Origin of the sequence: Demequina sp. NBRC 110054, assembly GCF_002090115.1 — a bacterium.
Lineage (GTDB): Bacteria > Actinomycetota > Actinomycetes > Actinomycetales > Demequinaceae > Demequina.
Window position 1 is genome coordinate 1,947,687 of sequence record NZ_BBRK01000004.1, and the last position, 19,500, is coordinate 1,967,186.

At 63.2% G+C, this 19,500-nt stretch carries 8 protein-coding genes; 7 read left to right on the top strand and 1 reads right to left on the bottom strand.

Features of this window, described 5'->3' with window-relative positions:
* Positions 1-867: 867 nt before the first annotated feature.
* The 5 genes from B7K23_RS08925 to B7K23_RS08945 all read left to right on the top strand — a co-directional run bounded on the left by B7K23_RS08925 (position 868) and on the right by B7K23_RS08945 (position 13,836).
* A complete protein-coding gene (locus B7K23_RS08925; protein WP_143338171.1) occupies positions 868-3,270 on the top strand; it encodes a DNRLRE domain-containing protein in 2,403 nt (800 codons plus the stop codon).
* A 2-nt stretch (positions 3,271-3,272) separates the two neighbouring features.
* A complete protein-coding gene (locus B7K23_RS08930) occupies positions 3,273-10,541 on the top strand; it encodes an RHS repeat-associated core domain-containing protein (RefSeq protein ID WP_084125978.1) in 7,269 nt (2,422 codons plus the stop codon).
* Positions 10,538-11,152 (top strand): hypothetical protein, encoded by a 615-nt coding sequence (locus B7K23_RS08935; protein WP_084125979.1) that lies wholly within the window; start codon positions 10,538-10,540, stop codon positions 11,150-11,152. The genes B7K23_RS08930 and B7K23_RS08935 overlap by 4 nt, the downstream gene beginning before the upstream one ends.
* Positions 11,153-12,320: 1,168 nt before the next feature.
* Positions 12,321-12,560: a hypothetical protein gene (locus B7K23_RS08940; RefSeq protein ID WP_084125980.1), complete on the top strand. Its 240-nt coding sequence runs from the start codon at positions 12,321-12,323 to the stop codon at positions 12,558-12,560.
* Positions 12,561-12,591: 31 nt separating this feature from the next.
* Positions 12,592-13,836: a hypothetical protein gene (locus B7K23_RS08945; RefSeq protein ID WP_143338172.1), complete on the top strand. Its 1,245-nt coding sequence runs from the start codon at positions 12,592-12,594 to the stop codon at positions 13,834-13,836.
* 119 nt (positions 13,837-13,955) lie between these two features.
* Here the strand turns inward: B7K23_RS08945 and B7K23_RS08950 are convergent, their stop codons facing one another.
* Positions 13,956-15,377 (bottom strand): DUF4041 domain-containing protein, encoded by a 1,422-nt coding sequence (locus tag B7K23_RS08950; protein WP_084125982.1) that lies wholly within the window; start codon positions 15,375-15,377, stop codon positions 13,956-13,958.
* A gap of 393 nt (positions 15,378-15,770) precedes the next feature.
* On the opposite strand from B7K23_RS08950, the gene B7K23_RS08955 reads away from it, so the two are divergent.
* The gene (locus B7K23_RS08955; protein WP_084125983.1) at positions 15,771-17,942 is read left to right on the top strand and encodes a hypothetical protein; all 2,172 of its coding nucleotides are present in this window, start codon (positions 15,771-15,773) and stop codon (positions 17,940-17,942) included.
* A gap of 119 nt (positions 17,943-18,061) precedes the next feature.
* Positions 18,062-19,399 carry a hypothetical protein gene (locus B7K23_RS08960; protein WP_084125984.1) on the top strand — a complete coding sequence of 446 codons (1,338 nt, stop codon included), beginning with the start codon at positions 18,062-18,064 and terminating at the stop codon, positions 19,397-19,399.
* The last annotated feature ends 101 nt before the right edge of the window (positions 19,400-19,500 follow it).

Below are 19,500 nucleotides of genomic sequence, written 5' to 3' on the forward strand. Positions count from 1 at the left end.
ATGCCGACGTGCAGGGGCCGCAACCCGGCCGTCGCCACCTCCCGGGCCTCGCGCCTGCGGTGCCAAGTTTGCGTCGATCGTACGCGGAAAGCCCCTCCGGGGCCGCTCCAAAGTGTCGGCAGGGCAGCGACGGATGTGCGCGCCACGCACCCAGCCTCCCCGGAGGACGCGATTCCGGCGTCACAGTGATGTCACGCCATCCTTCATTGAGCGCTGGGCAGCGCCGCCGCATCTTCCTCGACAGGAGCCACCATGACTATCCCGCAGCCCAACCCTGCCGATCCTGGCGACATGAGGGAAGCATCTAGCGCGGCGGTGTCACCAGCGACCGCGAGGCCCCACGGCGACGAGACGGCGCTACCTCCGCACGACCTCGATACGCGCCGCGTGCGCGCGTCTGACGTCAACCATCCGGAGGTCACCGCTGGGTGGCATGCACGCAACCCGTTGGGCCGAGACACTGCCGGGGAGAATCCCAAGTCTGCGCCTCCGGCGCTTCACGTGAGCGGCAAGCACCAGCAGCGATCGATCCATCTCGTCGCAACCGCCGAGAAGCACGGCCACTAGAACTCGCGCCTCTGGTCGGCCCTCACTGAAGAGACGAGCCGACAAACCGAGCCGTCGCGGGCCCATCGACGACGTAGTGCTGATTGAACTTGGCGAGCGCGCGACCGGCACCATCGAGAAACTGGCCGAGCCCCATCGTGCGGCGCTTGTCGTGCCTCGGCCATTCAGGAGTCCCCGGCCTACGAAGAACTTCGTCTGTCACGAAACTGTAACGGTGGACGTCGAAGCATAGTCACGCGGCAGAGCGCGTCGCTACAGTCGCGCCCAGGCGCTGGGGTGGCGCTATAGGAGGGGCTTTCTGTGCGTACGACGATGAGGGCGTCACTTTCCGCCGGCTTGGCAGCTGTTCTAGTGGCGTCAACTGCCCTGACTGGGGTTGCCGCTGACAGGTCCCTAAACTCCACTTCGGTCCCCCTGGATGCGACCGAAGGCGAGGGCTTCTTCGAGTTGGGGGAGCCCGCGGAGTCGCCATACTGGGCGTCAACGTCCAGCGAAGCGCAGGAGCTCGCAGCGTCCCTAGATGCATATGTCGAGGACATGTCGCAGCGCACCGAAAGTGAGCGCGTGTACGCCGCGCCCGATGGGTCGTGGCTTGCAGAGGACTATCTGGGCACCGAGTGGGTGCAGGTGGCCGGCGACGGAGATGAGCCCAACGACTGGGCTGCTATCGATACCACCCTCGTGGTGGACGATGACGGCACGGTTCGGCCAGCAGTGTATGCAACGGCCTTCGTACTCTCAGGAGGCGGTGACACCGACACAGTTCTCACACGGGGGTTCGAGGGCTCCGATACAGCGCTGGAGATCGCGTGGCACGGCGGCGAGCTTCCGGTGCCGGAACTGGACGGGGCGCGGGCGACCTATGAGGACATCGCTCCAGGCGTGGACTACGTGGTGGACCTCTTTTCCTCCGGATTCGAGCAGTACTTCGTGTTCGACGACCGCGACGCGCTCGCCGCCTTCGACGGGCTGACACTCGACATTGAGGTGGACAACGGTGGCATCGAGATCAGCGACGACTCGACGTTGACGATCGTGGACGAGTCGGGCGAGACGCTGGCGTCCTTGCCGGCCGCCTACGCGTGGGATGCGAACGAGGATGCGAAGCAGTCCACGCCCGTGCTTCAGCCATGGTCTGACGAGCCGAACCTGTCGCCGGGGATCCGGGTCCTCGAGGGAGTGCTGCCGGAAGCTGCGGTGGACGACATCGAGCAGATGACCGAGGGGCTCTTGCTTCCCGATGAGGTTGAGGTCGCTATGGATGTCACCGGGACCCACACGGGTGCCACTGTCGCGCTTGACCTTGACATGGCATGGGTCGCGGACGAGGACACTGAATTCCCGCTCGTGATCGACCCGGTCGTGGTCGAGGGTCGGGACGCGTACGTCAACAGCAAGTACCCCAACGCGTCCTACGCGACCGAGACCGAGTTGATGATCGGCTACACAAGTAGCTCCTACGGCGTGTTTGCGAGCCTTGTCGGCTTCGACGCGGATGACTTCACGGGCGATGGCAAGGACCAGATCACCTCTGCCTATCTCAAGCTCTACAACCACTATTCGTGGTCGTGCACCGCTTCCGCGTGGACAACCATTCTGGGCGAGCAGGTTCCCGCGGCAGTGACGTGGAACACCGCGCCCGAGGCTGTCTCGGGGTCGGTCACGTCGACGGAGACGAAGGGGTACAGCTCGTCGTGTGCAGATGGCTGGGTGTCATCGCCTGACATTGCCGGTTGGATCTCGTACTCGATCGACCAGTCCGCACAGAACTGGTCGTTGATTGTGCAGGCGGACGATCTGTCTACGCCCTACTCGTGGAAGCGCTTCTACTCTCGCGATTACGGCTCCGATACCTCCAAGCATCCGCGGATCTCCTACACCTACAACACCCGTCCTGAAGCGCCAACGAATGTCCAAGTCAACGGTGAGACATCGGCCAGTCATGTGGTCGTCGACGCGACATATCCAACTCTCTCAGCCGAGGTAACCGATGCCGGTGACGAGTCGCGTGCGTGGTTCGCGATCTTTGCCGATGGCGAGCTGATGGAGGACCTGGGAACGGATGGGATCGTGAAGGGAACCTGGGTCGCATCGGGCGACCGCTCCGTGTGGGAGCCTCCCGCCAGCAAGCAAGACCTGTTCGAGCAAGGCGTCACGTATTCATTTGTCTACCTCGGATTCGACGGCGCGCTTTTCTCTGGAGACGACCCTGCCACAAGCGCCGAGAAGAAGGACTGGACGCAGGCAGAATTCACGTTCTCCCTCACCAACCACGCACCTGTGAAGCCGACCGACGTGACCATGAACCAAGTCCCGCTGCCGCTGACAGCATCCGGCGTCCACACGGAGACCAACCGCCGACCCTCGTTCTCTGCGACCGTGGCCGACAGCGACGGCACGGGCAAGGCGGCAATCGAGGTGTGGGTCTACCGCGACGGGCACTTGATAGACAAGATCAGTCCCAGCGGCAAGGTGGCAGCCGGAGGCACATCGCAGGTGAGGTTGCCGTTCCGGATGCAGCCGGGCTTCGAGTATGAGTTTGAGGTGCACTCCACCGACGGCGTGAATTCCTCGACCGGGAGCGTGTCGGCAGGCGCAGTCTTCGTCGTTTCGGACCCGTCGATGCCGACGGGCGTGCCGACGGATTGCGATGGGGAAGTCGGCGTGATCGCCGGTGGCGCTACCGAGTGTGTGGGGAGCTGACGGTGGATCTCAACGACACGAAGCGGGCCGGGCGCGCAATGGCGACTGTCGCGGCGACTAGCGCCTTCATGCTGGCCCTTTCCGGGCCGGTGGTTGCCGTCGAAGTCCCGGCCCAAGCAATCATGGCGGACGTAGTCTCGACCCAGGTGGCATCGCCAGAGACAGACTCCGAAGCTGGTGACGTCTACACGATTGATGTGACCGACGAGGTTCACACGGACTCTGTTGACACGGCTGAGGCGCAGACCCCTGCCACAGTCGACGCCGAGGCCGCAGCATCCGCGGTCGAACTTGCCTCCGCCGATCCGGCACCAGGTTTCGACACGTTCAAGGTGGCCGCTCCGGACCAGTTCGCGGCGCGGGCCTCCCGGCAGAACACCTGGGAGGACAAGCCGACAAGTGAGTCCTACGACGTGGTCGCCGGCGTGGGCAGGCCCAGCCTCGAGAACGCGTTCGAAGGAACGTTCGGGTCCGAGATGGCCACCACTGTCGCCGTCAGCGGCCGACCTGACCTGCTTATCGAAGAAGTAGTCCGGGCCGACGAAGGTGCGAGCGTTGAAGTTGAGACCATCGACGCCTCAGCCGCTATCCCTGGCTCGGCTTTCGCGCTGAGCGTCACGCTTGATGACGGTGAGGCTGATGCCGCGTGGGTTGACCTTGCCTTGGACCTGACCGGTGTGTCGAACCTCTACGGCGCGAACTACGGCGACCGACTGCAACTGCTCGCGTTCCCCGCATGTGCGCTCACGGATCCCGACAACGCTGATTGTCTGATCGGTGTGGAGCTACCGCGCTCCGACGACCTGGGTGGACTGACGCGCGTGACAGCGCCGGCGGACTCCGGACACGTGCTTGAGATCGACGGTGCACAGTTCGGGATGTCACGCGGAGCCGCGATCACGTCCGCCACGCGCTCCAGCGACCTGCTTGCGGGTCTTGCACACTCCCAGGGCGTGACGATGGAAGCCTCGGTTGCAGGCCCGACCATCGTGGTGGCGGTTGCTGGCGCGGCGAGCCAGGCCGGTGACTTCGCCGCGTCCACCTTGCCGTCAGCGGGCACGTGGGCTGTCGGCGAGCAGTCCGGTGCGTTCTCGTACAGCATCGGTGTGGACGTGCCTCCGGTGACCGGAGGCCCCACGCCGGATCTGAGCCTCAACTACTCGTCGTCGGCAGTGGACGGGCAGAACCTTGCGACGAATAACCAGTCGGGTCTTGTCGGAGACGGATGGAGCCTGTCCACCGCGTACATAGAACGCAATTTCAAGAACTGCGAAGATGACATCGACGATGGTGCTGACCGCAATTTCGAAGCCGCCGACTACGACGGTGACCTGTGCTGGCAGTCGCCTTACAGCGACGCCCCAGCGTCGATGTCGCTTACTCTCGTCCTCGACGGCAGCGCCTACGACGTCGTGCGTGACAGCGGCAACCTCTTCTACGTTGAGGACAACCCGGACTGGCGTCTCACCCGCGTCACCCGCAGCGGTGACAGCTTCAACGGCGACAACAACTCTGAGTACTTCGTGCTGCGCACACCTGATGGCTCGGTCTACTACTTTGGGCTCGGAGACGTCGACGGCATGACGACGAACTCGGTGGCCACCGTGCCTGTCTATGGAGACGACGATGAGGAACCTCACGGCGACTCGGGCACCGACCCGACCGTACAGGGCTACCGTTTCATGCTCGACCACGAAGAGGACTCCACCGGTTTCGGTGCCACCTACGAGTATGCGCAGTCGACCAACCACTACCGTTCCGGCTCTGGAAGCACTCTGGAGTACGTGCGCGACATTCGTCTGCTGAATGTCTTCTACGGTGCCCGTTTCGATGAGGCCGACGCGGACGCTCCAGGTTCTCGACTGTCGAGCTACCAGGCGAAGGCCAACCTCGGCTACTCCATGCGCTGCGTCGAGACCACCACCTACAACGACCCGTTGAGCGCGGCCGCGGAGGACGATTGCGCGCAAAGTGCCCTCAAGGCCGTCACCGATCCCGACGGCCTGGACTCTGACGGCAAGACCTCGACCTATGTCGACACACCTATCGACTTGCTGTGCACGGGCTCGTGCACGAGCGTGCAGGATGCGCCGGTGTTCTTCGCCACGCACCGTCTGGACAACATCACGACACTCGTCTACGCCAGTGGCGATTGGGGCAAGGTGCAGCGCACCCAACTGGTGCAGAGCATGCCCGCCACCTCAGATCAGAACACTCGGGCGTTGTGGCTCGACTCGGTGTACACCGTCGCGTACAACGACTACGACACCGACGACTACCTGCGCACCTACGCGGTCACCTTTGATGGCACGGAGATGAACAACCGTGTCGACTGGGACCCCTCTGACCCGACCCGCACCGCGCTGCCCAAGAGACGCATCACCCGCGTGACTGAAGGCACCGGCGAGCGCATCCGCGTCGACTACGCCGACTACGGTGAGGTCGACGTCTGCCCCACCGAGGGATTCGACCTCGACGACGAGGACGACTCACAGTGGGTGACGGACTTCGTAGCGTCAAAGAACACCGACTCGTGCTACACGTCCGTACGCAAGAAGAGCGCCGGGATCTACCACCACTACTTGGTCAAGGAGATCAAGCTTGTCGACACGGTGGGTGGCCAGCCTGAGCAGACCTATACGTACGCCTACATCGGTAACGGCGCGTGGAACTATGCCGAGAATGAGTTGTACGACAACGACGACAGCCACTCGGGCTTCTCGGACTGGCGTGGTTACGAGGTCGTCAGGGTCACCACCGGCACCGGAGACAACGCACTGACCGTGCGCAACCAGTACTTCCGAGGTATCAGCAAGCGCTACATGGCATCCAGCGGCGAAGAAGGCCCGGTAGTCGACCTTGAGACGATCGTGGGCGGCTTCATCCGGGAAGACGTGCCTCGCATGGCTGGCTATCTGGCATCCTCCACGACTCGCGATGCCGAGGGAACTCTCATTGCGGCCACCGCCTACCAATACTCACTGACGCAACCCTCCACGGGAAACGCCTTGCAGCAGGCGAGCATCGCCAGGCTGAGGACCACGGTCGACTACGCGTACGAGCCCGGCACCACCTGGTCGAGCACCTCAACGACGACGTCGACATACAACGACAACGGATACCTCGACCACGAGAAGACGACAGTCGCGACGACGAACGACGGTAGCGAGGTGGACTCTGCCACCACATGCGTCGAATACGGCTACGCACAGAACACCACTAACGCCGATGGTGCCGCAGTGAGCTACTGGAATGAGGCCACGTGGCACGCCACCGAATACCTGATGCTCCAGGCCAGCACCACCACCTACGAAGGCACCTGCGCAAGCGGTACTGAGACGTCCTACAGCTACGTGCTGTACGACGGATCGGAGACGCTGTCGGACAACACGCCCACCCGTGGTCTTGCGACAGCAGAGGTGCAGAAGATCGACGGTGACACCTACTCTCGCGCAGAAGCCACGTACGACGACGAAGCGCGCATCATCACTGCCACGATGCCTGAGGAAGTGAAGAAGGCGCAGGGCAACTCCTCGTACGAGCCTGCGATGACGACCTGGACATACTGGCGCAACGCGGCGGGAGTGACCAAGACGGCGGTGACAGACGCTGCAGGCAACACCTCTGCAACCTGGGCAGAGCCGAACTACGGCAACGTCTACCGGCAGAAGTCCGCCAACGGTGACTTCACCTACTACGGTTACGACGCGTTCGGGATGCTCACCCAGGTGTGGGCACCGACGGAATACGGCCAGAGCAGTGCCCCGTCACTGGATGTCGTGCCGACCGCATACTACGAGTACGACCTCTACACGACCGAGCTCAGCGCTCGAACCCGCCCTGTGGCCGTGATGAGTGCCTCGTACATGGGCAAGAACGCCAGCGGAAACTACATCTGTATCGAAGACGGCTGCTTCGTCAACCGCTCCTACACCTTTTACGATGGCTTCGGACGCGAGATCCAGACGCACACCGTGGCAGCAGACGGCTCCGAAGGTCGTACTGTGTCAGCCACCCAATATGACCAGTACGGTCAGGTCATCCTCACCTCGGGAGCGTTCTACGACTCCAAGTCTGCCCAGTTCTCCTCGGGCTTGGTAGACCTCGTCGCCGACGACTATGAGACCGACGTCGACACCTACACCGAAATCGTCTACGACGCGTTGGGCCGCACGATCTCGTCGACGTCCATGGTGAAGGAAGCCGACGAGTTGACGGCGGTCGCACAGCAGGAGGTCACTACCACCTACCTCGGATCAAAGCAGGCGACGCAGACACTCGCCTACGACGACGACGGTGCAAACCCCGAGGTCGTCGCCACCACTGAGGCGACCTATGACGCACGCAACCGCCTCGTCACGCAGACGCAGTTGCCGGCCGACGACGACACGACGTCGACCGCGATCACCACCAACTATGCATACGAGACCTTCGCCAGCGGGTCGCGAACCACGGTGACCGACTCCGGCAACAAAAAGACCGAATACACCTGGGACCTTGCAGGCCGCCAGACATCCTTGAAGGACCCCAACGCGGGCTTGACCTCGTACACCTACGACGCCGACGGCAACGCTACGGAGACGACGAGCCCCGCAGGTACCGTGACGATGGAGTACGACGTGCTAGGGCGGCTCGTGGGTCGTACTTCGAAGGAGCCCGATGGTTCCGACGAGGACGAGTCGAGTTCTGCTACCTGGACGTACGCCAACGCCGAGAACCTCGCCGATCTTGAGCTGGACACTGGCGATCTCGGGCTACTTGTCAAGGAGACTGCGACCACTGTCGTCGGCGACGATTCGTATGAGGTTGCCACGACATACACCTACGACGAAGACCACCGCCTTGCCGAGTCGACCGTCACGCTGCCAGACTCGGAGCTTCTGGGCGATCTGTCGGGCTACGTGTACACGCAATCGTTCGACTACGACGACGTTGGACAACTCACCGACGTCGACCTGCCCGCCGCGGGATCACTGGAAGCGGAGACCGTCACGACCGGCTACAACCGCTTCGGCCAGGCTGTGACGCTCTCGACGCTCAGTGCCGGCAACGCCGAACAACTCGTCACCGGCGTGACATACGACGCCATCGGCCGACTGACCTCGCGTTCCTACGTCAACGGAGGCACCCGCACGGTCAGTTGGAACGCCGACTCGTCGATTGCCCAGGTTGCGTTTGGTGCCGCAGACGGCACGGACCCGGTGCAGGACGACGAATACGTGTACGACGACGCAGGTCGGGTCACGGCGATCATCGACCAAGTCGTCCGAAGCGACGAAACGGATACGTACGACTACATCCAGGGCCAGTGCTTCGTGTACGACGGACTCAACCGCCTGCAATCCGCCTGGACCTACGACGCAACCGGAACAACCGAGGGCGAAACAGCGGAGTGTGGCACCGCAGTCGACACAGACGACACTTCATGGACCTACGACGCGTCGTCGTACGCCCAATCCTGGACCTACGACAAGGTCGGAGAGATCCTCACCCAGTCCACCACGCTTCCCTCGACATCAACACTCGACGACGGGGACACCCTCGACGCCACAGAGCAGCTCGCGACGGCAAGCGCCGATCCGGTCGCGAGTGCTGAAGCCACCACGAGCGCACAGCCCTCGACTTCCGCTTCCGCCAGCACGGCGGCAACGGCGACCCCGAGCACCACCGTCGATCCGACAGCTTCAGCCGAGGACACAGAGACGGAAGAGACTGCTCCCGCAGCGTCTGCCGCCTCCGTCGACGAGGGCGCTGTCGGAGCCGCCTCCACGGTCAACGAGAACTTCGACTCAGAAGACTCTGCGCACCCGGCTGCAGTGACCAAGGTGACAGCAACCAGCAGCGAGGGCGAGACCACCAAGAGTTACCAATACGATGCCGCTGGCCGGCTGACGACACGAACCGCCAATGGCGAAACCCTCACCGCCAGCTGGGACGTGATGTCGAACCTGGTCTCCACGACCAATAACTCAGGCACCCAGCTGTACCTGTACGACGCCTCGGGGCAACGCGTCGCACGCATCAGCGACACCGCTGTGACGGCGTACTTCGGCGCAACCGAGGTGACGGACACGGCCGTGAACACAGCGGGCGACGGCGTGACCGCAACTCGCTACTACACCCTCGGAAGCACCACGATCGGGTATCTCACCGACGAAGGCGAACTGTGGTGGCTACTCGCAGACGTCCAGGGCTCCGCCACCGTTGCAGTCGAGGGCGACGAGCCGATCGCAGACGCCAACGTCCAGCGCGTCGCCTACACGCCCTACGGCCAGGTGCGCGGCACCAGCGAACTGACAGACACCGACCGTGGCTGGCTTGGACAGGTTGAGGACAGCAGCACCGAACTGTCGTATCTCAACGCGAGATACTACGACGCGACCATCGGGCGCTTCCTCTCGCCCGACCCCCTGCTCGATGCGTCCGACCCACGGTCACTCGACGCGTACATGTACGCCAACAACAACCCGGTCGAATACGCCGATCCGACGGGCCTGGATCCGAAACTGTGGGATGACGGCCGAGCCGTCGGCGTCCCTGGTAGCGGCAGCGTTCAATCAAGCAGTTCGGGATCGTCTACCAGCACCGCGCCGAGTGCCGGAAACACACAGTCGAATAGCAGCGGAAGCGTCTTCGAAGGCGACGACCTCGTTTCACTCTTCGTCAACCTGGCCAAAGAGGGCAACGACACTGCGTACCTGGACCTGTACAACAGCCTTACCAAGGAGATCAGAGACGGTATCTCGCCCGAGGGTTTGTATTTGATCGATACCGAGGCCCAGAATCGACTCCTCCACCAGCAGGTGTGTGAGGCAAACCCCGGCGAATGCTGGGCACCCTGCCCTTCCGACAGTTATACGAGCTGCCAGCTTGAACGGGGCGCAGTGGGCGTCGTTGTCTACGTGGTGGTCCCCGCGCTCGTAGGTTTCGGCGGCTCCTACCTCGCCAGAGCGGCCGCCACCGATATGGCGGCTGCTTCCTCAAACGCCGTACGTGTGGAGTCGTACACGTACGTAGATATGACGTTGGGCAGGTCGATCCGTAACGTGGGTACGAACGCGACGTACACCGAAGTTGCCGAGACCTTGTCCCGAACCGGGTGGAGTTCCTGGTCCGCAAAGAACGGTACAGTCCAAATCTTCGAGAAGGATGGAGCGAAGTTCGTCCTCCGCGAGCCGAACTCAAGCGGCTATCCGGGATGGACGCTGGACTACACGCCGCAGGGCGCAGCCGAAAAGGTGATCGAGATTCGATTGGGTTACGAGCAATGACCGACAGCCGCTTCTACCCCGTGGACGCTCAGTCCTTCGCGCGGATTCTTGGCGAACTCGCGCAAGTCCTCCATCCCGACACCCGGCTGCCGAATTGGCCTTTCGAAGTCCCGGAAGGACACGCCGACGTCTGTCAGTTCGATCACGCTATCTCGGGACCATTCGGCGCGGTCTTGCAGGATCTCGTCGACACCTACGGGGATGCCACCGTCAGCGTTGCGGTCTTCGACCCAACGCCGGACTACTACCGCGAGTCCTACGGTTCGTACCCCGCTTTCACCACGGCTGGGCGGACCGTCTCTGAGACATTCTGGGGAGCGGTCTCATACGAACCGGGCGGCGATCCCAGCGGCTCGGTCGCCTACACAGCCAATGTCGTGGGCATCGCCGGAAGCTCAGGCGAATGGGCGGTCTGGGCCGAGCGATCCTGGGACATTGCGATCGTCTTGTCGCGACACTCTGGAGGCCGGTGGCTGTCAGCGGGCGTGGAATTCGTATCGGTCGAAGCGGCGCTCGCTGACTTCACCGAGCCGGACTTCAAGGTTCCGTTGTCCGACCGGGCGCGCAGCACCTTCCTCCACAACATCCGAATGCGCGGGTCGCTGACGTGATTCGCCGGCTGCTGCTAGTTGCTAGTCGTTCTGGTCGCGTCCCTCGCCCCGTTCGTGGGCACCTCGTCGACATCGGCAACCACCGGGAATCTGAGCAGCAGTAGGTCCGACACCGACGACGGCCTGCGCCGTCCACCGGCGCGGACATGACTAGCTGATTCCTAGATTGCGCGCCGTGGCTGCCACAGGTTCTTCCTGGCCGACCAGATCAATGCTCCTTGCCGGAACTCCGGCGACTTCGGTGCAGGCATCTGTGGAACTCCCCTCCAAGACGATCATCGCCTCGGATCAGGTGTCCACAAGAGCGGGGCAGGCTCCGACGCCAGCCAGCGCTGCAGTTGTGGGCAGCCGCGTTCGCGGTGTCCTGCTCGGCCTGTGGTCCCGGCGAATCGCACGGTGCGGCGCGTCCGTCTTGAGGCGTACCGCCGACGCGGCGCGTGAGAGCATCGCGAACGGCTGGTCGGCCCCGTCATCCCTTCAATTGAACGCAGTGCGAATCCGGATGCGAGACGCAGCAGGCGTTTCGGATACAGGTTGCCTTCGATCATTGGCGGCGGTCGGCAGGTGGCCGGGGCAGAGAATCTCGGTGACTTCCTAGGGCGATCTGTCGCCCACGGCCCTCAGCAGGATTCGCGTGTGCGGCTTGGTTCTGACGGCTTGGCCGCGCTGGGGAGAGCAGTCATTCGTGGGTGTTTCGAGCATGGTTCGCGGAGTCTCAGATGGCGCGGTCAACTACCACAACTCAGTGCCTTGGCTCTAGGTCTCGGAAGTGCGCGTTCCTCTTGCAAACAGGGGTTTTGCGGGCCACGATGGCACTACCGGTCAAGCGTGACGTCCGGGCTGACGGCCGTCGGCCCACGGGGTGGCAGGGGCGTGGAAGTGCCTCACGCGGCCACATGGCTGAGCTGTTGCTCGCGCCTCTCGATCTTTGGAAGTCCGCGCGCCTTCACGCCCCGAGGGAGTGTCTGAGGCCGCAATGCGCTCATTGGTGAGCCGTGCTGGCGCGCGCCTGTGAATGGGGGTCCGCTCTCGTCGGGCGAGCAGGCGAATGTCGCGACGCGCACCCCAGCCTCCATGACAACCGACTTCCGACGCTCATAGTTATGTCAAGCCGGGTGGTCGTCTGACGGAGGTCACTCTCTTCCCCCATCCTGAATGGAGCAGTCTCATGGACCCCTGGTACGCCCATCTCGATCGCCGAGATGGCCATCTGCATGCGCAGGCTTTGCCCAACCCGATGTGGGCCTACGAATTCGCAAAAGTAGATCGCGCCAAGCGCCGTCACTGTGGCGACGCCAAGCATGCACTCGCCGCCGCCATTGAGGCCGCCGCCACGGAAACCGACGCCATCAGCGGCTGGCACGTCAGGCAGGCCAAGCCCACCGGCCGCGACGCCGCCGGCATCTGAGGCCGCCTTCGAGCGGCCCCTCGGCCTGTGGATGCGGGCGGCTCCGCTGTCGCACGGTTCGCACTTGCTTTCTCTCGATCTATCGCTCTACGGAGAATTCATGACTACTTTCGACCACACGACCGACGGCGACGACGCTGTCGCGCTGTTCGCCGACGACCTTTACACACTTCGCACCCTCTTCGACGATGGCCGCGCTCCGGACTCGGCCGAGGTGCGGGCTGCAGCCGCTGCCGTGGCACGGGGCTACGTCGACGCAGGCGACATCCCGGCGCTGCTGACCGGCTACGTGCAAGAGGGCGCGTCGGGCGCGGCATGCGGCGGCGTTAGCGTCGCGATCCCGCCCGCCGCCTTCGTGACCGCCGCACTTGCCTGCGCGGTCACCGGTGTCGCCCCGACCATGACAGCAATCCACGACTTCGTCACCGACTCGGCCATGACCGCGAACACCCGCTCCACGCTCGGTCTGCCCGTCTCGGATGACGCCGAGAAGGACGAGGCGCTCGACGCGCAGCGTGTCGGCCTCGCGATCGAGACCGTGCGGCGTGCGTTGACTCGCGTGGCCGAGCTCATCGATCCGCGCCCTGACTTCGCGGGGCGCATCGCGATCGACGCCACGCTCATCCCCGTCTACCCCACGGGTCCCGTTCGTATCGAGCGCCTCCACGACCGAGGAGCACAGCTCTATGGACGGCTCACGGCCGCCGCGCTGCATCTGCTGCCGACGCGCGCAACGCAGTCGATGAACGTAGACGTCACCTTCGAGACGGCAGTCACGTACGTCCTAGGTATCGGCGGCGTAGTCGTGGTTGCGGGCTTGTCGCCGATGCAGTTCGGCGACGCGCCTCGCCTTGTCGGCGGCATCGCCCTCACCAGGCCAGACACGCACATCGACGGGCCTGCCGAAACGATCCTGCAGGGCCTGAACGACGCCGGATCGAAACCGGGGGCCCTCACCGTCGACCATGGCTACCAGGGTGTCTCAACGGACTTCCCGGCCTGGGCTCGTCGCCTCGGCTGCATCCTGACTATGACCTCTATGAGCGGTGAAGGAACCGACGCACCGCAGAGCATGGCACCGACCCGCAAGGAGGCGGATGCGGCACCGTTGCGCGTGGGGCCCGGGTCGCGCGAGATCAGTGGCCTGCCTGCCACAGGGCACATCCGAGGTGGGGGCAAGCAGGCGCTCATGCTCGCCATCAGGGCCGCTGCCGCCAACATCAACGCGATCAGCAACTGGTACGCCAGGCAGGACCGCAAGGGGGCAACTAGGTAGGCCGCAAGACGACGAAGAGGTGGGACGGAGTCGAAAGACTCCGTCCCACCTCTTCGCATATGGGTCGCGTCGCACCCGGTGGGACCCACCCGACGCCGCGACGCGCCTGGCTGCACTCGCTACGCGGACACCTGGCTGGCCCGGTACTCCTCGGCGGCGGGTTCGAGCGTGAACTCGAGGACCTCGACGTGCTGTTCCTTGAGGGCGTCGAGGACTTCCTGGGGTGTGGCGCGGAAGTACTCGCGGCGCAGGTTGATCTTGTTCAGCCGCCTGTCGGCGAAGCGCTGGTGGAGGCTGGACTCGAGCGTGACGGCGTCGTCGGCGAAGAACAGGGCATGGACGTCGAATCTGAACGGCACGGAGGCGTCGCCGAGCTCGTTGACGCGGTCCATCGGATCCAGACGCCGGGTCAGGCCGATCTTCACCACATCAGGCCCGAACGCTCCGATGTTCGAGATCACGTACACATAGCCCGCACGTGCGTTCGCGGCACGGTAGTCGACATCCGCGATGGCCTTGTCGGTATCGGCGAGCTTCTCCCGCAGCCTCGCCGCACCCTCCTCATCGCCCTTCTCCACCAGGGCTGCGATCGCGTTCTCGTAGTGCGAGCGTTCCTTCTCCAGCTTGTCCTTCGCGGCCTTCAGCTCAGCCTCGACGCGCTTCTGCTCCCGCAGCTCCTCACGATGCGCCCGCTCCGCTTCCTTCTCAGCCTGGAGAGCCTGCATGTGCCTTGCGGCCAGCTCCAGTTCTTTCAGGCGCAGCCTGTGGTACGGGACGGTGATGGACAGGCTGATCATCTTGCCCAGCCGTTCGACCTGCTCCATTGACTTCGTCAGGCGCTTCTGTGCCGATTCCAGGTTGCCGGCCTTGACCGTCTTGACGCAGTTCTCGGCCTCAGCATTGTACGAGCGCAACATCAGCTTCGACATGTCCGCCACGAACCGCTCGCCCTGCTTGGCGGAGTTGTTGAACATGAAGCCCGACGTCGCATCGGTCGCCTTCTTCGATGCGACCAGCTGCTTGATCTGAGAGCGCACCGACTCCAACTCCATCGCCAACGCGACAGACGACTCGGCCGGGTGCTCGTAGTCGTAGATCCCGAACTCCTGCATCCCCGCCGTCGCTCGCAGGTTCACCACGTCCCGCTCAGCCTCACGCTTGCTCGACTCCACCGACTGCAGCGCCTTCTGTACCGACGCGAGATCAGCCTGTGCGCGTGTGATCTGGTCTTGGATCTCGATCCGCGTCGCATCCAACTTTGCGACTTCCTTCAGCCCGTGCTGCTCGATCAGCGCCTGCAGGCGGTCGTTCTCGTCCTGAAGCTTTCCCGCATGCTTGCGAGCACCGAACAGAGGCACCTTCCGATCCCCACCCTGACCCCCGCCAGTGGGGGAGGCTACCTGGAGCGGCTCGGTCACGTACGGGTCCACGCTCTGCGTGCCCTTGGTGAACACATGCTCGGTCCACGCGCTGCCACTCCAGTAGCGCTGCTCGTGCCTCTTGGTGGGGTCGGCGTACCAACCCTCCTGCGTCTGCGTCATTCTCAATCCCCTCAACGTCATCATTGACGCTTCGCATCGTATGACGGCAGAGTGACATTCGTATGGCGAACGTGAACTTCGAGCGCGGGCGCAGTGAGACGACTTCTTGCCGGGTGAGTCCATCGAGATGTCAAGCTACGCTCCCGCCGCACGCCGAGTGCATCCTCCGGGGGGTCGACAACAATGTTTGAGTTGCTTGATGAGAGCACCTTGAGTGGGCCGCATGAAGCGATCTCTACAGTGCGACCGCAGCGCGTCGCGTACCCGGTTGATCTGACCAGACCGGCGTCGGTTGCCGAGGCAGCGGGGTTTCTTTGTCAGGCTTGGGGCGGTGCAGGAGGAGCGCTGCTGCCCGTCGACCCCTCAGGCGTCGTGGACTCAGCTTTTCGCCGAATGATGGCGGGAGACGCGGTTGACTACCTCCTCGGCAACGGGGGCGGCGAAAGAAACCTGTCGAAGGACGTTGTCAAGTTGCCTGACACGGATGCAATCCGTTACTCGCAGCTCCAGTTCGCTCCTGCGCTACTTAAGTACCGAGAGCAGGCTGCCTTCAAGCCGCTACAGATCGTGGAACTCGACCCTGAGGACCCGTGGCGTGGTGTCTATGCCGCGTGCCTCGGTACGTTGCCAGCGGAGCCGTCTCCCCAGTTGCTAGCGGAGGGGCGCTTGATCCCAGATCTTCGATTCGAGGACTTCCTCAACGTTGAGCGAGTTCAGCCCACGGGCTCGTTCACGGACCTATTGGCGAGGGTCGGTGACTCGACGTGCCTTACGCCGAAACAGATCGCTATGTACAACTTGCCGAACCGGAACCCGCATGGCCGACACTTCTCGGCCGGAGACCACCTTCTCCCTCCTCGATTTCCGGCACGTGACGAGGTCGGTCCGTATGTGCTCGTGGTGTGTTCTGCTGGAGATGTGCGAGACCTCGCTCTCCTGTGGAACCTCAGGAGCAAGTTCGGAGACTTTGAAACCCTTCCGATCGGTGTGCTCGTCGGAGAGGTGGACGAGGACGCGCTTCTGCGAGTTGTCGATGATGCTCGGTACCGTCAATCGTCGCCACAAGGCCCGTCTGTGCACCTTACGAGCATCAGCCTAAGCCGCGCCGAGCTCGAGACTTGGAGAGCGGGGCTCGGAGAACGAATCCGAGCGTACGCGACTGGGATTGTGGACGCCGAGGAGATACTTCACCTGGGAAGGCCTGCAGGGTGGGATCGGCGTGATGTCGTCACGTGGCAGGACGGCAAGGCAAAGATCCCGATGGTTCCCGCTCAGGAGATGAACGAGATACTGCAGCACGAAGGCTTCGGACACCTGACTGCGCTAAGCACGGATATTGAGGTGCCAGTCCAGCCATTTCCTTGCCTTTCTCAGGGTCACGTGAACGGGGTCAACGCAGACTTCGCTGCGGGCCTACACACGAAGTGGCGCGCGGGCCGCCCGGGCGGGCGCGCCCAGGAGATCCATTGGCCAAGCAGGATGCTCATGGCCCGCGCTGTGGCGAGAAAACAAGGCCTGGACCTACGTGAGTCAACGCCTGGATTGTCCAGCCGCCTTCTCATCGAAGGCCTTGGAGGGCTCGACTGGGTCACATATCTGCTCCACAAGCCGCTTCTGCAGTTGCTCCAAGACATGGCCGCGCGCGAGGGAATGAGCTGGCAGCGTCGACGCAATCGCGAGCGTGGGGCGGACCCCATCCATCCGCGCGACGCGATTGCGCCGAGCCCGGATCAACTAACAGAGGTTCACTCCGACCGCTTCCGGGAAGCCCTTGGCCGCAACACCGATGCCACCGTGAAGTGGCTCGACTGGGCCGAACGGGCGGGACTTATCGTCAAAGGTATGCGGGCTGAGTGCAGGTACTGCCACGCCACGCAGTGGCTCCCAGTCAACGCATTCGCGCCGCCACTAACCTGCAGGGGATGCGGGCGCACCATCGATCAGCCTTTCCCTCACCACGCCTCGGCCCAGTTCTGGTACCGGATATCCGAGCGGCTCCGGCGAGTCTACGAACATGATGCGATGGGACACATACTCGCGTGCCATTGGTTCGCGATGGCGTTCAGCAGTGGCGGACCGGAGACACTGCTTGGAGTCCATCCAGGCCTGGAAGTCGTCGACGTCAAGACCCAACGCGTCGTGGGCGAGGTCGACGTCATGCTCATGGCAGCGGACGGCAAACTCATCCCTATCGAGGTCAAGAGCAGCGTTGCTGGGGTGACCGACGAAGAGCTCGCCAAGCTGAATGCGGTCGCGGGGCGGCTTCAATCGCCGTGGACGGGAACAGTCGTCGCTGCGTACGGCGCGCAGGGCGGCTTTGACTCAAGATCCTTTGAACGGTGCCGCACGTCAGATCAGAGATATGAACACATCAATCTTGCGTACGACCACCTTCTCAATCGACACCCGCTACTCAGGCTCGGCGGCGATCCTTTCGAAGCGGAGCCTCTTTCGTACGAGGCAATTCAAGATCGGGAGGCGAAGTACGTTCAGACTCTTTCTGGAGAAGGCGCGCTCGGCACCTTCAATTGGATCGAGCACGAGCTTCTCGACTTCGAGTCCTAGGCCGTCGGCGTGCGCGGAGAAATCGGCGTTGTGGGTAGGACTATGGGATCGCTCTGCAAAATGCGGAGCCGGATGGAAACTAGACGAGTTCATTGCGCCGCGCCCGCTAGGGTCGGCCCATGACCCCTCAAGAAGAGGCTGCGATCGCCACCTATGTTGAGCTCGTACCGCATCTCTATCGGTACTTGGACGCGGCCAACGAGATCCAGACGCTCGCGCATCGGATCGATGAAGGCGACCTCAAAGCGGTGTCCTTCGTCGACAGGTTCATCGCAGAGGCAACTAGGCTCTTCCCCCAGTGGACGACCGAGCATCACCGCGAAGTTGGTGAGCTTCTCGAACGTGAACTACGGAGCCGCAAAGCCGATATCGAAGCTCTGAGTAGCGGTCTTGCACCTCTAGGACTCGAAGACCTCGACTGGGCCTGGCTCCAGGGCTTGAACGACGCGATTCAGACGATCACTGGTGACGCAACCGCGTCAATAATCTATCTGCAGGTGTGGCCCAGAGTGGCACGCAGTAGGTGGGGCTCAGACGTGCTTCTGCCTGCGCTACTGACTACCGCCATCGGTGACTTCGAAGTCCTCGTAGCTCGTTACGTTCGATCGATCCTGACTCTGCGACCCCAGATTCTCAACCTGTACGAACGCACGTACACGGTTTCCGACATCAGAGCCTTCGACACCATTGAGGCGCTCGAAGCCGAGGCGATTGACGACCGCGCGGACCGGATCATGACGGGAGGGTATGAGTCCTGGGCGCAGTGGCTTCTAGACCGCGGCATCGTTATCGACGGCACCACTCGAAACCCGGACCCCGTGCTGCTTGAGGCGTTCCAGAGACGACACCTCTTCGTGCACAAGGGAGGTGAGGTCGACAGCGCCTACGTTCGAAAGGTGCCAGGGACGGAGTTCATCGTCGGCGACGAACCCGATGTAACGGCCCAGTACTTGGTCGACGTGGTCGACGCCGCGACGATTGCCGCGTTGAAGATCAGTTCCGCCGCGTTCAAGCACTTCACAAAGGGATCGCCTGCGGAACTCGATGCCTTGTTCGATTACATCGCGGGCCACTCCTCCTACACGCTCTTGAGCAACTGTCGTTTCGGAGTGGTTGCCAACTACGAAGAGTGGGCCGCACAGCATCGGAGCGGCCCTGTGGCCCAACAGATCGCGGTCGTTAACGGGTGGCTGGCGCGGAAGAGACTGGGACAGTTCGAGGACATCCGGGCCGAAGTTGAGGGCTGGGACCCGACCGAACTTGGGCCCAAGTTCTCGCTCGCCAAACACGCGTTGCTCGATGCGGTTCCCGAGGCGCACGCGCTCGCCCGACGCCTCATCGAAGACGGGGACCTAGAATTGCGTGAGTATCTGGAATGGCCGTTGCTCGCGGAAGCTCGCGCCTACGACGGTGAAATCCAGGACCCGTCGGAACAGATAGCGCCGCACGGATCCTAGTGGCCTGAGCGCGCGCTGACGACGTGGGGCAATCCAAGGCGCGCGAGAACCGTGCAGCGATGACGCATCGATGCCTGGAGTGGAGAGTTCCGACCGACCGT

What these genes read in the sequence shown, in the direction of transcription:
- B7K23_RS08935 (WP_084125979.1), top strand. Translation starts at nt 10,538, where the DNA reads ATGACCGACAGCCGCTTCTACCCCGTGGACGCTCAGTCCTTCGCGCGG.
- B7K23_RS08940 (WP_084125980.1), top strand. Translation starts at nt 12,321, where the DNA reads ATGGACCCCTGGTACGCCCATCTCGATCGCCGAGATGGCCATCTGCAT.
- B7K23_RS08945 (WP_143338172.1), top strand. Translation starts at nt 12,592, where the DNA reads ATGCGGGCGGCTCCGCTGTCGCACGGTTCGCACTTGCTTTCTCTCGAT.
- B7K23_RS08950 (WP_084125982.1), bottom strand. Translation starts at nt 15,377, where the DNA reads ATGACGCAGACGCAGGAGGGTTGGTACGCCGACCCCACCAAGAGGCAC.
- B7K23_RS08955 (WP_084125983.1), top strand. Translation starts at nt 15,771, where the DNA reads ATGATGGCGGGAGACGCGGTTGACTACCTCCTCGGCAACGGGGGCGGC.
- B7K23_RS08960 (WP_084125984.1), top strand. Translation starts at nt 18,062, where the DNA reads ATGACCCCTCAAGAAGAGGCTGCGATCGCCACCTATGTTGAGCTCGTA.